This window comes from Methyloversatilis sp. (assembly GCF_051861465.1).
GTDB lineage: Bacteria > Pseudomonadota > Gammaproteobacteria > Burkholderiales > Rhodocyclaceae > Methyloversatilis.
In genome coordinates this window covers 97,078-113,617 of the sequence record NZ_JBHYCQ010000009.1, presented here as the reverse complement: position 1 = coordinate 113,617, position 16,540 = coordinate 97,078, and the positions used below count along the sequence as shown (strand labels likewise).

16 protein-coding genes are annotated in these 16,540 nt (G+C 65.8%); 9 read left to right on the top strand and 7 right to left on the bottom strand.

Annotated elements, in window-relative coordinates; genetic code table 11:
* The first annotated feature begins 354 nt into the window (after positions 1–354).
* From ACTIFF_RS14170 to ACTIFF_RS14160, 3 genes are all read left to right on the top strand, one after another.
* The gene (locus ACTIFF_RS14170; protein WP_439537411.1) at positions 355–915 is read left to right on the top strand and encodes a methylamine utilization protein; all 561 of its coding nucleotides are present in this window, start codon (positions 355–357) and stop codon (positions 913–915) included.
* Positions 916–925: 10 nt separating this feature from the next.
* Complete coding sequence (locus tag ACTIFF_RS14165; RefSeq protein WP_439537410.1) at positions 926–3,337, top strand: putative bifunctional diguanylate cyclase/phosphodiesterase; 2,412 nt, start codon at positions 926–928, stop codon at positions 3,335–3,337.
* A gap of 88 nt (positions 3,338–3,425) precedes the next feature.
* Positions 3,426–4,262 (top strand): alpha/beta hydrolase, encoded by an 837-nt coding sequence (locus ACTIFF_RS14160; protein ID WP_439537409.1) that lies wholly within the window; start codon positions 3,426–3,428, stop codon positions 4,260–4,262.
* Between the two features lie 19 nt (positions 4,263–4,281).
* On the opposite strand, the gene ACTIFF_RS14155 is transcribed toward ACTIFF_RS14160, so the two are convergent.
* The gene (locus ACTIFF_RS14155; protein ID WP_439537408.1) at positions 4,282–4,977 is read right to left on the bottom strand and encodes a hypothetical protein; all 696 of its coding nucleotides are present in this window, start codon (positions 4,975–4,977) and stop codon (positions 4,282–4,284) included.
* Positions 4,978–5,123: 146 nt separating this feature from the next.
* On the opposite strand from ACTIFF_RS14155, the gene ACTIFF_RS14150 reads away from it, so the two are divergent.
* The 4 genes from ACTIFF_RS14150 (at position 5,124) to ACTIFF_RS14135 (ending at position 9,793) form a co-directional block, all read left to right on the top strand.
* Positions 5,124–5,318 carry a hypothetical protein gene (locus ACTIFF_RS14150; RefSeq protein WP_306476148.1) on the top strand — a complete coding sequence of 65 codons (195 nt, stop codon included), beginning with the start codon at positions 5,124–5,126 and terminating at the stop codon, positions 5,316–5,318.
* Positions 5,319–5,465: 147 nt separating this feature from the next.
* Positions 5,466–7,331, top strand: a complete 1,866-nt coding sequence (locus ACTIFF_RS14145; RefSeq protein WP_439537407.1) for a protein kinase domain-containing protein — start codon at positions 5,466–5,468, stop codon at positions 7,329–7,331.
* 117 nt (positions 7,332–7,448) lie between these two features.
* Complete coding sequence (locus tag ACTIFF_RS14140; protein WP_439537406.1) at positions 7,449–8,429, top strand: AAA family ATPase; 981 nt, start codon at positions 7,449–7,451, stop codon at positions 8,427–8,429.
* Positions 8,430–8,458: 29 nt separating this feature from the next.
* Positions 8,459–9,793, top strand: coding sequence for a Coenzyme F420 hydrogenase/dehydrogenase, beta subunit C-terminal domain (locus ACTIFF_RS14135; protein WP_439537405.1), 1,335 nt, complete (start codon positions 8,459–8,461; stop codon positions 9,791–9,793).
* Here ACTIFF_RS14135 and ACTIFF_RS14130 read toward each other — a convergent pair whose 3' ends face one another.
* The 3 genes from ACTIFF_RS14130 to metG form a co-directional block, all read right to left on the bottom strand.
* Positions 9,794–10,240 carry a hypothetical protein gene (locus tag ACTIFF_RS14130; protein ID WP_439537404.1) on the bottom strand — a complete coding sequence of 149 codons (447 nt, stop codon included), beginning with the start codon at positions 10,238–10,240 and terminating at the stop codon, positions 9,794–9,796.
* A 121-nt stretch (positions 10,241–10,361) separates the two neighbouring features.
* Positions 10,362–10,679 (bottom strand): acylphosphatase, encoded by a 318-nt coding sequence (locus ACTIFF_RS14125; protein ID WP_439537403.1) that lies wholly within the window; start codon positions 10,677–10,679, stop codon positions 10,362–10,364.
* Positions 10,680–10,681: 2 nt separating this feature from the next.
* Positions 10,682–12,832, bottom strand: coding sequence for a methionine--tRNA ligase (metG, locus tag ACTIFF_RS14120; protein WP_439537402.1), 2,151 nt, complete (start codon positions 12,830–12,832; stop codon positions 10,682–10,684).
* 174 nt (positions 12,833–13,006) lie between these two features.
* Between metG and apbC the strand changes: the two genes are divergently transcribed.
* Together apbC and ACTIFF_RS14110 are read left to right on the top strand one after the other, a co-directional pair.
* A complete protein-coding gene (apbC, locus tag ACTIFF_RS14115; RefSeq protein WP_439537401.1) occupies positions 13,007–14,095 on the top strand; it encodes an iron-sulfur cluster carrier protein ApbC in 1,089 nt (362 codons plus the stop codon).
* A 29-nt stretch (positions 14,096–14,124) separates the two neighbouring features.
* A complete protein-coding gene (locus ACTIFF_RS14110) occupies positions 14,125–14,427 on the top strand; it encodes a hypothetical protein (RefSeq protein WP_439537400.1) in 303 nt (100 codons plus the stop codon).
* A 46-nt stretch (positions 14,428–14,473) separates the two neighbouring features.
* On the opposite strand, the gene ACTIFF_RS14105 is transcribed toward ACTIFF_RS14110, so the two are convergent.
* The 3 genes from ACTIFF_RS14105 to ACTIFF_RS14095 are packed head-to-tail and all read right to left on the bottom strand — an operon-like array spanning position 14,474 to position 16,529.
* Entirely contained in the window at positions 14,474–15,100 is a 627-nt protein-coding gene (locus ACTIFF_RS14105) for a class I SAM-dependent methyltransferase (protein WP_439537399.1), read from the bottom strand.
* A complete protein-coding gene (locus ACTIFF_RS14100; RefSeq protein ID WP_439537398.1) occupies positions 15,097–15,582 on the bottom strand; it encodes a thioredoxin fold domain-containing protein in 486 nt (161 codons plus the stop codon). The genes ACTIFF_RS14105 and ACTIFF_RS14100 overlap by 4 nt, the downstream gene beginning before the upstream one ends.
* Positions 15,579–16,529 carry an MBL fold metallo-hydrolase gene (locus ACTIFF_RS14095; protein ID WP_439537397.1) on the bottom strand — a complete coding sequence of 317 codons (951 nt, stop codon included), beginning with the start codon at positions 16,527–16,529 and terminating at the stop codon, positions 15,579–15,581. Before ACTIFF_RS14095 ends, ACTIFF_RS14100 begins: the two co-directional genes overlap by 4 nt.
* Positions 16,530–16,540 lie beyond the last annotated feature (11 nt).

The following is a 16,540-nucleotide window of genomic DNA, read 5'->3' as shown; positions in this document are numbered from 1 at the left end:
ACCCGGAAACCTCGCTTGACCGGTGTTGTGGGCAGGGTTGGCAGGGCGCACAAGGCAGCAATCTCCACGATGCGCGAGGCTCACAGCCACCGGACAAGCGGTCAGCGGACGTTTTCCGCTTCATGCAAAGGTCGCGATCGCGACGCGCAGGGGCGTCAGGTTTGTCTGTTTCGGGCGCCCTGACGCCACCCCGGGCTGACGTCGGATGCGCGGTGGCATCCCTAAAGGGTGACGTCCTGCTGCCGTTAGCTGGAGCATCGACAGTTTGTGGATAGCGGGATCGTGCGCGTCAAGGGAGTGCGGAAGCAGGCTTGCATGGCAGGACGGATGACGCGCGCGGCAGGCCTTTCCGCAGTGCTTCTGACGGGTGCTGCGCACGCCGCAACCGTCACCTTCAAGACCAGTGAAGCTTCGGGACGTGCGCTCGACAGCGTCGTGGTGACCCTGCTGCCGGTGGGCAAGGTCGCGTTGCCGCCCCCTCGCCCGGCCAGCATCGAACAGGTCAGGAAGACTTTCGTGCCCTTGGTCAGCGTGGTGCAGACCGGCGCCGCAGTTGATTTTCCGAACAACGATACGGTGCGCCACCATGTGTATTCCTTTTCGGCGTCCAAGGTATTCGAACTGAAGCTGTACGCCGGCACACCGGCCAGGCCGGTGGTGTTCGACAAGCCGGGCGTTGTCGTGCTCGGCTGCAACATTCACGACAAGATGGTGGCCTACATCATGGTGACCGACACGCCGTGGTTTGCGGTGTCGGGTGACGACGGCACGGCAACGCTCGCCGACCTGCCGCCCGGTGACTATCTGCTGCAGGCCTGGCATCCGCGACGGCTCGGCATGCCGGAGCTTCCGTTGCGTCCGATCAGGGTCAGTGCCGACATGACCGAGCCGGTGACGGTCGATCTGAAGCCCTGACGAAATGCGAATGAACAGTCTCAAATGGCGCATTGCCGCCTGTTGCGCGCTGCTGCTGCTGGTGGTGCAGGTGGGCGGTCTGCTGATGTTCGGCCAGCTGGGTCGCGCCAGCGCGCTCGACGATGTGCGTGCCGAACTGCAGACGGCTGATCGGGTCCTGTCCCGCCTGCTCGAGCAGCGCGCCAGCCAGCTGACCCAGGCCGCCCGCGTGCTGGCCGCCGATTACGGCTTCCGTGAGGCGCTGACCAGCCGCGACAACGAAACCATCGTGTCGGCGCTTGGCAATCACGGCGAGCGCATCGAAGCCAGCCTGATGATGCTGCTCGGCCTCGACGAAAGCGTCACCGCGGTCTACCCGGACGCGGCGCAGGGCGTCGCGCCACAGCTCAACGGCCTGATCGAGAACGCACGCAACGGCGGATCGGGCAGCGGTCTGGTCATCATCGACGGCACGCTTTACCAGGTCGTGGTGGTGCCGGTACTCGCGCCGCTGCCGGTCGCCTATGTCGTGACCGCATTCATCGTCGATCAACCGTTCGTGCAGGACCTCAAGCGGGTGTCCGGCCTCGACCTGAGCTTCCTGAGCCGGGTCGAAGGCGATGATTGGGTGCTGGCAGCCAGCTCGCTCGCTGATACGCTGCAGCCGGGGCTGCTGGCGGCCTTCCGCAGCCAGCGCGGGGCGCTGCCTGAAATGCTGTCGCTCGCCGGCACGGACTACGCAAGCCGGCCCAAGATCATCGAAGCGGGTACACAGCAGCACATCACGGTCGTGCTGCAGCTGTCGCTCGATCGCGCGCTTGAACCGTGGCAGCGCCTGTACGACAACTGGCTGCAGCTGTCGCTTGCCGGCATGCTGGTTGCGCTGGTGGCCAGCGCACTGCTCGGGAGATCGATTGCCTCGCCGGTGGCCCGGCTGGCGCAGTTCGCGCGCCGCGTCGGCAAGGGCGAGTACGGTGTGCCGCCGGTGATGGACCGGCGTGACGAGATCGGCCAGCTGGCCGATGCCTTCTCGCACATGACCGAAGCCATATCGACGCGCGAGGCGCGCATTTCCGAACTGGCCTACCGCGATACGCTGACCGGCCTGCCGAACCGCGCCTACTTCGTCGAGCGGCTGACCGATGGTGTGCGGGACGCGAAGACGCGCGACGGCGCGCTGGCAGTGCTGACGCTCGACATGGACCGCTTCAAGATGGTGAACGATGCACTGGGCCACGGTCTGGGCGACCTGCTGCTGGTCGAGATCGGCAAGCGGCTGCGCGACACGCTGCGCGATGTGCGCGATCAGGTGGCGCGCCTGGGCGGCGACGAATTCGCCGTGCTGCTGCCGGGCGCCGATGCGCAGAAGGCCTACGGCGTGGCGATGCGCATTGCCGAAGCGCTCGACCAGCCGATGAGCCTTGAAGGGCAGATGGTCGACGTCAGCGCCAGCATGGGCATTTCTTCGTTTCCGGAGCACGGTGACGACGTGCAGGCGCTGATGCGCCACGCCGACGTCGCCATGTATCAGGCCAAGCGTCACAACAGCGGCGCGGCCATCTACGACCCGCGCCACCACGAACGCAACGTCGAGCGGCTGTCGTTGCTGACCGAACTCCGGGCGGCCGTCGAGCACGATGAACTGGTGCTGTACTACCAGCCCAAGGTTGCGCTGGCGCCGGGCCGCCAGCATCACGTCGAAGCCCTGGTACGCTGGATCCATCCGACGCGCGGCTTCATTCCGCCGTTCGATTTCATCCCGTTCGCCGAGCAGACCGGCTACATCAAGGCGATCACGCTGTGGGTCATGAATGCTGCGATCCGCCAGTGCGGCCTGTGGCTGCGGGCCGGCATCGAGGTGAATGTGTCGCTGAACATATCGGCGCGCGACCTGCTCAACCCCGACCTGCCGGCCAGCTTCATCGAAATGCTGCAGCGCCATGGCTGCGAATCGCGTCTGATCACGCTGGAAATCACCGAAAGTGCGGTGCTCGACGATCCGCTGCGCGCACTGGCCAATCTGCAGGCGCTGCGCGACACCGGCTGTATGCTGTCGATCGACGATTACGGTACCGGCTATTCCTCGCTGTCCTACCTCAAGCAGATGCCGGTGAGCGAAATGAAGATCGACCGCAGCTTCGTGATGAATCTGGTCGAAAATCCGAACGACGAAATCATCGTACGTTCGACAATCGAACTGGCCCACAACATGGGTTTGAAAGTGACGGCCGAGGGCGTCGAGACCGACGCAGTGCTGGAGCGGCTGCGCGAACTCGGCTGCGATCTGGCCCAGGGCTACCTGATCAGCAAGCCGATTCCCGTGGAAGCCCTTGAAAAATGGTTCCGCGACTCGCATTGGGCGCTCATTTCGGTTGCCGATCCGGGTATCTCGGCAGACAACGACGAGGTCGCTGCGGAGCCGGAACGTGCGGACGCTTTGTGACCTTCGGTGTGATGCTTTCGATGATGCGTGTCCGGGCCCGATACCTGCTTGCAGTTAAAGTGTCTCGAAACCATCGGAGCACTGAAACATGATCAAGCGCCAAGGTCCGCTGGAAGTCATCACGCGAAGACCGGCTGCGGCGACCCACGCAACACCCCTGCTGTTCGTCCACGGCGCCTACACGGCAGCGTGGTGCTGGGACGAACATTTCCTGCCCTACTTTGCCGACGCCGGCTTCGAGGCGACCGCCGTGTCGCTGTCCGGCCATGGTGGCAGTCCGGGGCGCGAGTTTCTCGATCTGCTGAGCCTCGACGATTACGTGCGCGACGTGCTCGAACTCATCGACGCCTCGGAAGTGCCCCCCATCCTGATCGGTCATTCGATGGGCGGCATGGTGGTACAGAAGTGTATGGAAGTGAGACAGGTGTCCGGCGCCGTGCTGATGGCGTCGGTGCCGCCGCAGGGCCTGTGGGCATCGGCGGTCGGTCTGGCGCTGCGCAAGCCCGACCTGATGTCCGAACTGAACAACCTGTTGACCGGCGGCGGTACGTCGCCCGAGGTGCTGCGCGAAGCCCTGTTCGCCCAGCCGGTGTCGATGGAGCGCCTGCAGCAGATGGCGCGTCGCGTGCAGCCGGAATCGGCGCGCGTGATCTGGGACATGACACTGTTCGACCTGCCGCAGCCGTCACGCATGCGGCGCGCGCCGCTGCTGGTGCTCGGCGCCGAGTGCGACCCCATCATTCCGCCCTCGCTGACCGAAATGACCGCCCGCGCTCTCGATGTCGAGGCGCGCATCTTTCCCGGCATGGGGCACGGCATGATGCTGGAAGCCGACTGGCGCAAAGTGGCCCAGTGCGTGCTCGACTGGGTGCCGGTCGCCTGCCGCAGCGCGCGCAGCCAGTCACACGGAGCAGGCGTCGTCTGAGCGACTGTCGGGTGCCGCGTCAGCGCCCGGCCTTGCTTTCCAGATAGCCCAGGATGTCCTGCCGCCGCAGTTGGGGTTCCCCTCGCTGCGGCGCTGACCCCACGATCCGGTTCATCCAGGACATGTTGTCCTCCATGCGCTGCACCACTCGACGCCATTCCCGGGCGGGCCGGCTCGACGGTTCCGGCAGTACATGGCATTGGTCGCAGGCGTCGCGGAAGCTGCGCCCGCGCGTGTCCAGGTCCGGATAGCGCGCCACATCAATCGGCTTCTGTGCATTACGTCTCAGGTAGCCGATGAGCATGTGTACTTCTTCCTCGTCCGGCGCGGCTGCGCCGCCCATCATGTCCTTCATCAGCGCGCCGCGGTTCCCGCTGCCCCGCATGCGCACCACCATCCGGTCGACGATTTTCGGCCACTTGTCGGGGTGGTGCATCGCCGGGCTCGGCAGGTGGTGGCACTGAACGCAGTAGCGCGCCATCAGGGTCGCGGCGGGTGAATCGGCTTCGGGCAAGGCAGCAGCGGTCATGGTCGGCGGCAGGATGCGCGACAGCCAGCCTGCCTGCGGACCGCCCGACCAGCGCGCGAGCGCTGCGTCGATGAGGCGCTGGTTTGCGCTGCTGGCCGCATCCGCGGAGGCGGCAGGTTGCGTACAGAAAAGTGTGCTCAGCGAAGCAAGCAGGATGCAGCAACGGAACATGGCAGCGAGATGCACCGGTGGGGAGGAGGTCAGACCTCTTCAGCGTAGTTCAACGAGACGGCGGACTGAAGCCGCAAACATGTGTGCCAACGGCGATCGGAACCCTCAAGTCGCCGGGGCACGGGCCGATGGCAGTGGAAGGTGTGTTCAGGAAGAGAGACATGGACCTGTTTGATTTCATGACCGGAAAGTCGCTTGGCCGCCATCAGGACTATGGCGACGAAGTGCTCGACGCAGGCTGGCTGCCGCAGCCCGAAGCCGCGCTTGCCAGCCGCCGCCCATCGGTCGCGCGCTCGCACACTGCCGTGTCCGATCCCGACGCGTTCCTGCGCGATATCTATCGTTCGCAGGAATAAATTGTCGTAAAGCCCGCCCGGGCTGCTGCGCAAGGGTGTGCAGCGGCAGCAGCTTGGGTAATATCGCAGACATGCTTTGCGATACCTTTTTTAACGTTCTCCGCCGACGGCTGCATCCTCCACCTCCGAACGCACGGGGCGTTGCGCATGACTGATGCGCCGCGCAAGGTGGGGCGCTATGCGCTGGGGCGGGAAATCGGCCGCGGCGAACGCGGCGCCGTATTCGAGGCGACCGAAGCGGGCAGCGGCCGTCTGGTCGCGCTGAAAATCTTCCGTACCGATCTCGCCGATGACGTGCCGGCTTACATCCGGGCGCTCGGCGACCGGCTGCTGCATGCGTCGCAGCTGCATCATCCCTGCATCGTGCGCATCATCGAACAAGGGGTCAGTGCCGATGACGGCATCCCCTGGGTTGCCATGGACCGCGTGGATGCGCGTTCGCTGCGGCAACTGCTCGATGCGCTGCCGCGCCTCTCCTTTGAATGGGTGTGCAGCATCGGCCTGCAGACTGCCGACGCGCTGGCGCACGCCCACGCCAACGGTGTCACGCATGGCGGCCTGAAGGCGTCCAACCTGCTGGTCGACGGTGCCGGCCATGTGTCGGTGACCGACTTTGCATTGCCCGCCCCGGCCCCGGATGCCCTGCCGGCGATGCCGCAGTATCTTTCGCCCGAACAGGTTCAGGGGCTGGCCCCGGATGCGCGTTCCGACGTGTTTTCGCTCGGTGCGCTGCTGTTCGAAATGCTGGCCGGCCGGCCGCCTTTCGGCTCGCCGCTCACCGGTACCCTGGCCAGCGTGCTGGAGAACATCGCCCACGTTCCCACGCCCACGCCCAGCGCGATCGACCCGGATGTACCGGCCGAACTTGACCTGCTGGTGATGAAGGCGCTGGCGAAATCGCCGGTCGACCGCTTCCAGACTGCAGCCGAGCTGGCCGACGCGCTGCGCTGGATCCGGTTCGAACCGGCTGCTGCCACGGTGCTGAAGGCGGCTGAACCGCCGCCGCGGGCGATCGAGGTGACGGAGGTGGCGGAGGTGGCGGACGGCCCGGAAAGCCTGCGTCGAGGTCAGTCGCAGAAACCTGCGCTGCCGGTTGACGACGTGCTGGCAGCACTGGCGGCCGACATCGATGCCTTTTCGGCCCGCGGTACCGCTCCGCCATCGATAGGCGTGGCCTCCAACGGCAGCACCCATACCCGCCTGAAGCCACTGCGCGAGCAGGCGGCGCCGGAGCCGGCCTTCCCGACGCTGCACGATGAGCCGGAGGCCGCTGCGACTGCCGCGCGACGCGCGGCGTCGAATGGCGCAGGGCCGGGCGCGCCGGCTTCCGCGGCGTCTTCGCTGCTGGCCGATCTTGCCGGCGAGGCACAGCGCATCCGTGCGCACAATGCGCAGATGCAGCGCGGCGAGCGGGCGGTACGCACCGAAGCGGAACAGGCGCTCGCCGCCCGCCTTGTGCTGGTGCGCGACTACCTGACGCAGCTTGCCGGCCAGCTCAATGTGATCAAACCGCAGATCGCGCGTGACTATCCCCTGCTCGGTCTGGGCGTGCTGCGCGGTCTGGCCTGGCAGGCGTCCGACGTCAATACCCGCAATCGCGGTCCGGAGGCGCCGGATCAGCTGGCTCGCGTGTCGCTGGCCTGGCTGCTGCGCGGCCAGGCCCTGATGCGCTGCGAGCGCGAGCCGCAGGCAGCCAGCGCGCTGCGCGTGGCGTTGCGCGAACACGGCCTGCGCTTTGAGGAACAGGCCTCGCGCGACGAACAGAACCGCCTGCGCGCCCAGGTGTTCGATATCGCGCCCGAAGTGCGCGGCCGGGTCGAACTGAACGCCGATTACACGCGGCTGACGTTGCGCCTGACCTTGCAGAATGTCGAACGTTTCGGCATCGTCGATTACCAGCCGCCCTCGGAAGACAACGGGACCGAGTGGCTGGACGAACTGGCGAAACTGATACTCGGTCAACCGAGTCGCTTCGCCGCGCTCGCCCGGCTGATCGTTCCGACACCGCAGTAGTGGCACGGTTGATGCATCGGATGTCGCAGCAACCGTGCGCCTGCGGACCTGACTCAACTTCCCGGAGCGCGCGACGTTAGACCTTCAGGTGGGTGCAGCAACATCGGGAGACGAATCATGCGAGGGGCTGAGATGCAAGGGGCTGAGTTTCAGATTCCATTGGCCGAATGCCGCGAAATCTACAGCGTTGGCGCGGTCGACCGGGCGATGGAATCGGGTGCCACATCACGCAACGAGTCGCTGGTGGCGTACTACGAAAAGATGAAACAACTGGGTGGCGTGCGCTATGTCGTCAAGCCTTCGTCGTTCGACGGGCTTGATCCGCTGTACGCCCGCTGTCCGAATTTCGCACCCGTGCTGGACGACCTCAAACGCTACCTTGCGCTGGCGGTCGCCGGCAACGAGCCGATGCATTTCACGCCCATCCTGCTGCTCGGCGAGCCGGGCATCGGCAAGACCCATTTCGCAAAGCAACTCGCCCATGTGCTCGGTACAGGCTTCGAGTTCGTGTCGATGTCGTCGCTGACCGCTGGCTGGATCCTGAGCGGCACCTCGTCGCAGTGGTCGCACGCGCGGCCGGGCAAGGTCGCACAGGCGCTGGTGTCCGGCGACTACGCCAATCCGCTGTTGGTGCTCGACGAGGTCGACAAGGCGGGTGGCGACCCGCGCTATGACCCGATGGGTGCGCTGTACGGCCTGCTGGAGCAGGACACTGCGCGTCAGTTCAAGGACGAATTCATCGAAGTCGACATGGATGCCAGCCACATCATGTGGGTGTCCACGGCGAATGACGAGCGCTCGATTCCCGAACCCATACTGAGCCGCATGAATGTTTATACCGTGCCGCGCCCGGATCACGATCAGGCCTGTGCGATTGCGCGCACGCTGTACGGCGAGATTCTCGCCGCCCATCACTGGGGCTTCGACGAGGATGCGCCGGAAGATGTGATCGACGGTCTGGCCCGTGTGCCGCCACGCGACATGCGCAAGGTGCTGATGGCCGCCTTCGGCAACGCCACGCTGGAACGGCGCGACCACCTGCTGCCGGCCGATCTGGACGCCGGCCGCGCGACACGGCAGAAGAAGATCGGGTTCTAGCCGCCGCGGCTCTGGTACGCTCCGGGCGCATGAACCGCCCGAGCCCTCCCGAGCTGAACGCTGCCCTTGCGGCTGCCACCCCTTCATCCGACGCGCCTGCGTCGCCCGCCGTATGGCGACCGATGGTTGGCCCGGCGGCCAATCGCGATCTGTGCACCGATTGCGGTATTTCCCGCAGCAGCGACGACAAGCGTTGCGGGCGTGCCTGCCAGTTCATCAAGCCGGACTACCCCGATCTCGAAACCCGCGTGCACGGCCGGGCGCGTGATCCGCTGCGACCGGACGAAATGCATTTCGGGCCGCATCGCCGCATGCTGCGTGCGTCACTCAAGCCGGCAAGGGCAGACGCCCAGTGGACCGGCATCACCACTCGCATCGCCGAACGGTTGCTGGAAACCGGCGCGGTCGATGCCGTGCTGACCATGGCGCCTGACCCGGATGATCGCTGGCGCCCGGTGCCGGTGCTGGTCACCCGCGCCGAAGGCATGGCGCAGTGCCGCGGCATGCGCATGGGCTATGCGCCGCTGCTCGCGCTGCTCGAACCGGCCCGCGCGCAGGGCTATCGGCGCCTCGCGGTGATCGGCATTCCGTGTCAGGTCTATGCGCTGCGCGCACTCGAAGCCGAACTGGGTTTCGACAGGCTGTATGTCATCGGCACACCCTGCTCGGACAACACCACCACCGAGCGCTTCCACGAGTTCCTCGAACTGCTGGCGCGTGAAACCGATGTTGCGGCCGACGACATCACCTATCTGGAGTTCCGCGCCGACTATCACGTCGAACTGCGCTATCGCGACGGCACGAAGCGCGCGATTCCGTTCCTGATGCTGCCGCTGTCGCAGCTGCCGAACGACTTCTTTCCGCTGACCTGTCGCACCTGTGTCGATTACACGAATGTGCTGGCCGACATCACGGTCGGCTACATGGGCGGCGAGGGCGAACAGTGGTTGCTGGTGCGCAACGAACGCGGCGAAGAACTGCTTGCGCTGCTGGGCGACGAGGTGGTGACGCGTGCGCCGGGCAGTGCGGGCAAGCGGCAGGGACCGGTCAAGGGCTTCCTCGCCAACGTGGAGCGCGCCGCCGGTGGTCTGCCGCTGCGCAGGATGCCGCAGTGGCTGCGCCCGGTCGTGGGCTGGCTGATGCCGCGTGTCGGTCCGAAGGGACTGGAATTCGCGCGTGCCCGGGTCGAAATGAAGGCAGTCGAAACCGTCATCCACCTGCGGCGGGAAATGCCTCAGCGGCTCAAGAGCATGGTGCCGGCGCACATCTGGAAGCTGGTGGAGCCGTATGCGCTCAAGCCGGTGCCGACCGAACTGCCATCGGGCCAGGACACCCGCGCGTCGCGCGAGGACGATGCCGGCTGATCAGTGCAGCCGCATCGGATCGACCAGGAAGGTGTGGCTGCCGCGTGTCAGGTCGAGTTCGCCGCGCATCAGGCAGCCGGTTTCCAGATCGATGTCATTGGCAACCCAGGTTTCGCGCTCCTTCGACACCAGATAGATCACCACGACGTCGCGCGTGACCGGCGGCTGATCGGGTTCATCGTCGTCGAATTCGGCCAGCCGCATCAGGCAGCTCAGGCCGATCACATCGATGTCGGGGTGAGCGACCGTTTCCTGCACGAAGCGGGTCACGGCGAACTCGTCGAGCAAGTCCATGTGGGCAAGCGCCGCGCTGCGGATGCAGCCGTGCTCGATGTGCGCCATCAGCGCGGTGGGGCGCGGCGGGTCGCCGCGCGCAAGCAATGCGTCGGCGTGATCCTGGCAGGCGCGCAACACGGCGCTAAAACACGCTTCCTCCATTGGCAGCATGATTGTCTCCTCCACAGAAGTGGGTTGCGTCCATGTGCGCGCCTGTTGAAGAGACTAGACCTGTGTGTGGGGAATGTCTTGACGCACTGCCATGGCGGCAGTGCACCAAATAACCGGGTCTTCAGTCGGTTTTCGACAGCGGATCGCCGACGGTCGGGCGTTGCGAGAAGTCGTGCAGTGCACTGTCGGCAGCAATCGGCGCAATCAGACATTCATCGACACGCGCCCCGGCCGGCCCGCGTTCGGCCCAGGCAACCAATGCATCAAGGGCCGCCGGCACACCGCAGGCGAAGGCCTCGACCGACCCGTCGCGCCGGTTGCGCACCCAGCCGGTCACGCCGAGCCGGCGCGCCTCGTTGATCATGGCGTAGCGGAAACCCACGCCCTGCACCCGCCCGCGGATGGCGAAGTGCAGCGCCTCGATCTCGCTGTCGTTCACGCCTATTTGACGCGCATGCCCGGCGCCGCACCGCTGTCCGGCGACAGGATGAACAGACCCGGCACTTCACCGGTGTCATCGGACGCCGCCAGCACCATGCCCTCGCTCATGCCGAACTTCATCTTGCGCGGCGCGAGATTGGCCACCATGACGGTCAGCCGCCCGACCAGCAGCGCCGGGTCGTAGGCCGACTTGATGCCGGCGAACACCTGACGCGGCGCGGCTTCGCCGATGTCCAGCTGCAGGCGCAGCAGCTTGTCCGCGCCCTCGACATGTTCGGCGGCGACGATTTTCGCGATGCGCAGTTCGACCTTCGAGAAGTCGTCGATCGAAATGTGCGACGCCGTGGCAACCGATGCGGCGGCCGCCGTTTCGGGCTTTTTCACCGGTTCGGCAGCGGGTGCGGGGGCTTGCGTGCTCACGAGGGTTTCCTTGTTGGCGTCGACCAGTGCGATGACCTGTTTGGGGTCGATGCGGGTCATCAGATGCCTGTATTCATTGATGGTATGGCCGGAGGCCAGCGTGCTGCCAAAATCGTCCCAGACGAGCGGCGCGATGTTGAGGAAGCGCTCGACCTCGGCAGCCAGGTGCGGCAGCACCGGCTTGAGCAGCACGGTGAGCTGGCGGAACAGTTCCAGCGCGGTGCTGCAGACGGACTGCAGCTTCTCGTCCTGACCGTCCTGCTTGGCCAGCACCCAGGGTGCATGGTCATTGACGAACACGTTGGCCTGGTCGGCACAGGCCATGACCTCGCGCAGCGCGCGCGCATAGTCGCGCGATTCGTAGGCGTCACGGATCGACACCTCGTGCCAGTGAAATGGCACGGTCGGCGCCGACAACTTGCCCGCAAACCGCTTCGTGATGAAGCCCGCGCAGCGGCTCGCGATGTTGATGTACTTCCCCACCAGATCCGAATTCACCCGCGCGACGAAGTCGTCGAGGTTCAGGTCGATGTCTTCCATCGAGCCATTCAGTTTGGCGGCGTAGTAATAGCGCAGCCATTCCGGGTTCAGGCCGAGGTCGAGATAGCTCTGCGCGGTGATGAAGGTGCCGCGGCTCTTGCTCATCTTTTCGCCATTCACCGTCAGGAAGCCGTGCGCGTTGATCTGCGTCGGCGTGCGGTAGCCCGAGTGTTCGAGCATGGCGGGCCAGAACAGGGCGTGGAAGTACAGGATGTCCTTGCCGATGAAGTGAATCATCTCGGTGCCGGCCGCCTTCGCGCCCGCTGCGTCGAGAAAGTCCGCTTCGCCGATGTCATGGCCCAGCGCCTTCTGCTTCGCCACGTAGTTGCGGAAGCTGCCGAAGTAGCCGACCGGCGCGTCGAGCCAGACGTAGAAGAACTTGTTGTCGGTGCCCGGGATGCGGAAGCCGAAGTAGGGCGCATCGCGCGAAATGTCCCAGTCGGACAGGCGGTTGTCGCCCGGCTCGCCCAGCCATTCCTTCATCTTGTTGGCGGCTTCCGGCTGCAGCCGGTTCGAGCCCTGCGTGAAATCGCGCAGGAACTGTTCGCACTGCGGTGCCGACAGGCGGAAGAAATGGTGTTCGCTGGCGCGCCGCTCGGGCGCGGCACCGGACACCACCGAATACGCGTTCTTCAGTTCGGTCGGCGCATAGGTGGCACCGCACACTTCGCACGAGTCGCCGTACTGGTCCTTCGCGCCGCACTTCGGGCACTCGCCCTTGATGAAGCGATCGGGCAGGAACATTTCCTTCACCGGGTCGTAGAACTGCTCGACCGAGCGCTGCGCGATCAGGTCGCCAACCTTCAGCTTGCCGTAGATGTCTTCGCAGAAGGCGCGGTTCTCGTCGGAATCGGTCTGGTGGTAGTTGTCGAAACTGACCAGGAAACCGCCCAGATCGCCCGCGCCCTTCTTCCACGCGGCCTGCACGTCGAGGCCGCCGAAGAAGTCGCGCGCATGTTCGTGCAGCACGCGCTCGACCAGCTGGCGCGGCGTGATGCCTTCCTTTTCGGCGCGCAGCATGATGGGCGTGCCGTGCTGGTCGTCGGCGCCGACGTAATGCACCTCGTGGCCGCGCATGCGCTGGAAGCGCACCCAGATGTCGGTCTGGATGTATTCGACCAGGTGGCCGAGGTGGATGGCGCCATTGGCGTAGGGCAGGGCGCTGGTGACGAGCAGGCGGCGGCGGGACATGGCGGTCGGCGAGGGGGTGGCCAGAGCAGGAAAGCCCGCAATTCTACTGCCCGCGCGCGGGCTTCCGGGATACGGACCGCGATGATCGGTTAAACTGGAGTAAATCAATCAGGTATTGCCTGCAGCGGCGCCGCATGACGCGGCCTGGCGGGCACGCCGCCGTCCGGAGTTCATATGTCCATCAGCGAAGCCCAGGTCCAGAGTGCGCTCAAGGAACTGATCGATCCCAATACCGGCAAGGATTTGATTGCCACGCGCAGCGCGCGGAACATCCGCATCGATGGCACAGACGTGTCGGTCGACATCGAACTGGGCTACCCGGCGAAGAGCCAGATGGATCACCTGCGCCGGATGGCCATCGCCGTGCTGCGCGCCATTCCGGGCGTCGGCAACGTCAGCGTCAGCATGACGCAGAAGATCGTGTCGCACACGGTGCAACGCGGCGTGAAGCTGCTGCCCGGCGTGAAGAACATCATCGCCGTGGCGTCCGGCAAGGGCGGCGTCGGCAAGAGCACCACCGCGGTGAATCTTGCGCTGGCGCTGGCCGCCGAGGGGGCGACCGTCGGTCTGCTCGACGCCGACATCTACGGTCCGTCGCAGCCGCAGATGCTGGGCATCACCGGCCGTCCGGAGTCCCCGGACGGCAAGTCGCTGTCTCCCATGATGGCCTACGGCATCCAGGCGATGTCGATCGGCTTCCTGATCGACGTCGAAACGCCGATGGTGTGGCGCGGCCCGATGGTGACCTCCGCGCTGGAACAGTTGCTGACCGAAACGCGCTGGGAAGACGTCGATTACCTGGTGATCGACATGCCGCCGGGTACCGGCGACATCCAGCTCACGCTGGCGCAGAAGGTGCCGGTGACCGGTGCGGTCATCATCACGACGCCGCAGGACATCGCGCTGCTGGACGCACGCAAGGGATTGAAGATGTTCGAGAAGGTGGGCATCCCCATCCTCGGCATCGTGGAAAACATGAGCATCCACACCTGTTCGAAGTGCGGCCACGAAGAGCACATCTTCGGCGAGGGCGGCGGTGCGCGCATGGCGGCCGACTACGGACTCGACGTGCTGGGCTCGCTGCCGCTGGCGATGCAGATCCGCGAACAGGCCGATTCAGGCAAGCCGACCGTGGTGTCCGACCCGGACGGCCGTGTCGCCGAGATCTATCGCGACATCGCGCGCAAGGTGGCGGTGAAGATCGCCGACAAGGGCAAGGACATGAGCGCCAAATTCCCCAGCATCGTGGTGCAGAACACCTGATCGCCAGACGAACCCGGAGGCACGCCGTCATGAAGCCGAACGCACTGCTGCTCGCTGCATCCTGTTGTGTCTCTGTTGCGGCCGTTCAGGCTGCCGATCCGGCAAAGGGCGGCGAACTGGTGGTCGAGGCGCAGTGCGAGAACTGCCACATGGACAAGCTGGGTGGCGACGGCTCGCAGATCTATCTGCGCAAGGACCGGCGGGTGAATTCGCTGGCCCAGCTTGCGACCCAGGTCAGCGTGTGCAATTCGCAGCTCAATACCGGCTGGTTCCCGGACGACGAGGCGCACGTTGCGGCCTATCTGAACCAGCGTTACTACAAGTTCAGATAAGGCGCATTCAGCAGGTTCGCCAGGCGGGCGCGTCCGCCTGTCACGTTCAACTCGCCGACCGGCGGCAGAAGCAATACACGAACTGCTGCACCACGCCGGTTGGCGTGTGATGGGCTTCGCGGCTGTGCTCCAGCAGTTCGAACCGTGCCCCGAATTGCGCGTGCAGTGCGTTTGCGCCGTAACGCATCACCGGCAGACCGCTGCAGCGCTCCGGGCCGTCCTCCGCGAAGGCCGCTACGATGACGTGGCCGCCCGGCTTTACCGCCCGCAGCACGGTCGCCACGTAGGCATCCCGCTGGGCCGGGTCGGTCAGGAAGTGGAATACCGCGCGGTCGTGCCACAGCTCGAAGCGCCGCGGTGGCAGTTCGACTGTGGTGATGTCGGCCTCGATCCACGTCACCCCGGCCGCCGCGTCGCCCAGCCGAGCCTGCGCCGCTTGCAACGCAGCGGCCGACAGGTCGAGCACGCTGAGGTCGGTATGGCCGCGCGCCAGCAGATCGTCGACCAGCGTCGAGGCGCCGCCGCCGACATCGATGATGCCGCCCTCGCGACCCAGCCCGGCACGCGTGATCAGGTCGAGCGAATGCTGCGCGTGCGGCTGGAACCAGCTCACGCTGTCCGGCGCCTTGTGGGCATAGACGTCTTCCCAGTGGTGCTTCGTGCCGTCGTTCATCGCGCGGCCGCCTTGACGCCGGCCGCGATGGCGTCATCGAGATAGCCGCCGTAGAAGTCGGCCTTGCCGGCGCCGACCAGTGGTGAGGCGACCTGTCGACCGTGGGCATCGAGAAACAGCACGGTCGGCGCGAACTGCACCTTCATGCGTTTCGCGAACGCGGCCTGCGTCGTCGGGCTGCCGTCGAAATCGGTCAGTTTGCGTGCGCTGTTCAGATCGACTTCGCGGATCACCAGCCGGCCGCGCTGTGCGGCATCGCGTGCCAGCGGCGCCAGATAGTGACTGCGGACCTCTTCGCAGTAGTGGCAGCCAGGCAGCGAAAACAGCACGACCACCACGACGCCCGGGTTGGCGGCGTCGCGCACGTCCTTCACCGCGTTGGTCATCGTCGGCAGGGCCGGCCCTGCGGTACGCGCCGGTGCGGCGAACAGCACCGGACTGAGCAACAGTGCCCACAGGGCGACAAGCGCGCGGGCGGTCATTTGTCGAGCGCCTCCTGCTCCATGCGCAGGTAGGTGCCGTAGGCGTTGACGCGATTGGCGGCGTCGAACGCCGGCATCTTTTCCCAGCGGCGCCAGTCGGTGCGTGCATAGGCTTCGTCGAAGGGCATGAAGTCGCTCACCGCGCGACCCATTTCGGTGCGCAGATAGGTCAGGTAGTCACGCGTCAGGCCGAGGTCGCGCGCCGGGTCGGTCGAGGCCGGACCGTGGCCGGTAACCAGCGTGCCGGGCCTGAGCGCAAGCAGCCGGTCCATCGTGCTCAGCCAGCGCTTGCTGTCGGCGTCACCGACAAAGGGGATGCGGCCGATGAACAGGATGTCGCCGGAGTAGATCACGCCGTCCTCGCGCACCACGACCACCATGTCGTCCGGTGCGTGCGCCGGGCCCATGTGGATCATTTCGAAATTGATTTCGCCCATGCGGAAGCTGGTGTCGCCCTCCAGCCAGAGGTCGGCGGCGATCAGTCGGGTCTTGCCGTCGACCCACGGATCGAGATCGCGCCGCCGCTGTTCCAGCCGGGCACGGCCTTCCTCGCCTTCGATGTATTCGCGACCGCTGCGGTGCGCCCACACTTCGGCACCCACGGCCTTGAATGCCTGCAGCCCATAGAAGTGGTCGGCGTGGTAATGGGTGATCAGTACGCGGCGGATCGGCTGGTCGGTCACGCGGCGGATGGCGGCGATCAGCGCCTCACCCAGTACGGGGGTGCCGAGCGCGTCGATCACGACCACGCCGTCGCCGGTGACGACGAAGCCGGCGTTGGAGTTGTAGCCCGCATTGGCCAGACTGGCCGGGCCGGCTTCACCCTGCACGTACCAGCTGTGGGCACTGACCTGGATCGGCTTGAGCGGCGGATGAACAAGCGGTGCGTCGCCCGCCATCGCCCATTGCGCAAGGAGGGCAGCGCATGTCGCGAGAAGTGTCCGCATCGACGGACGAC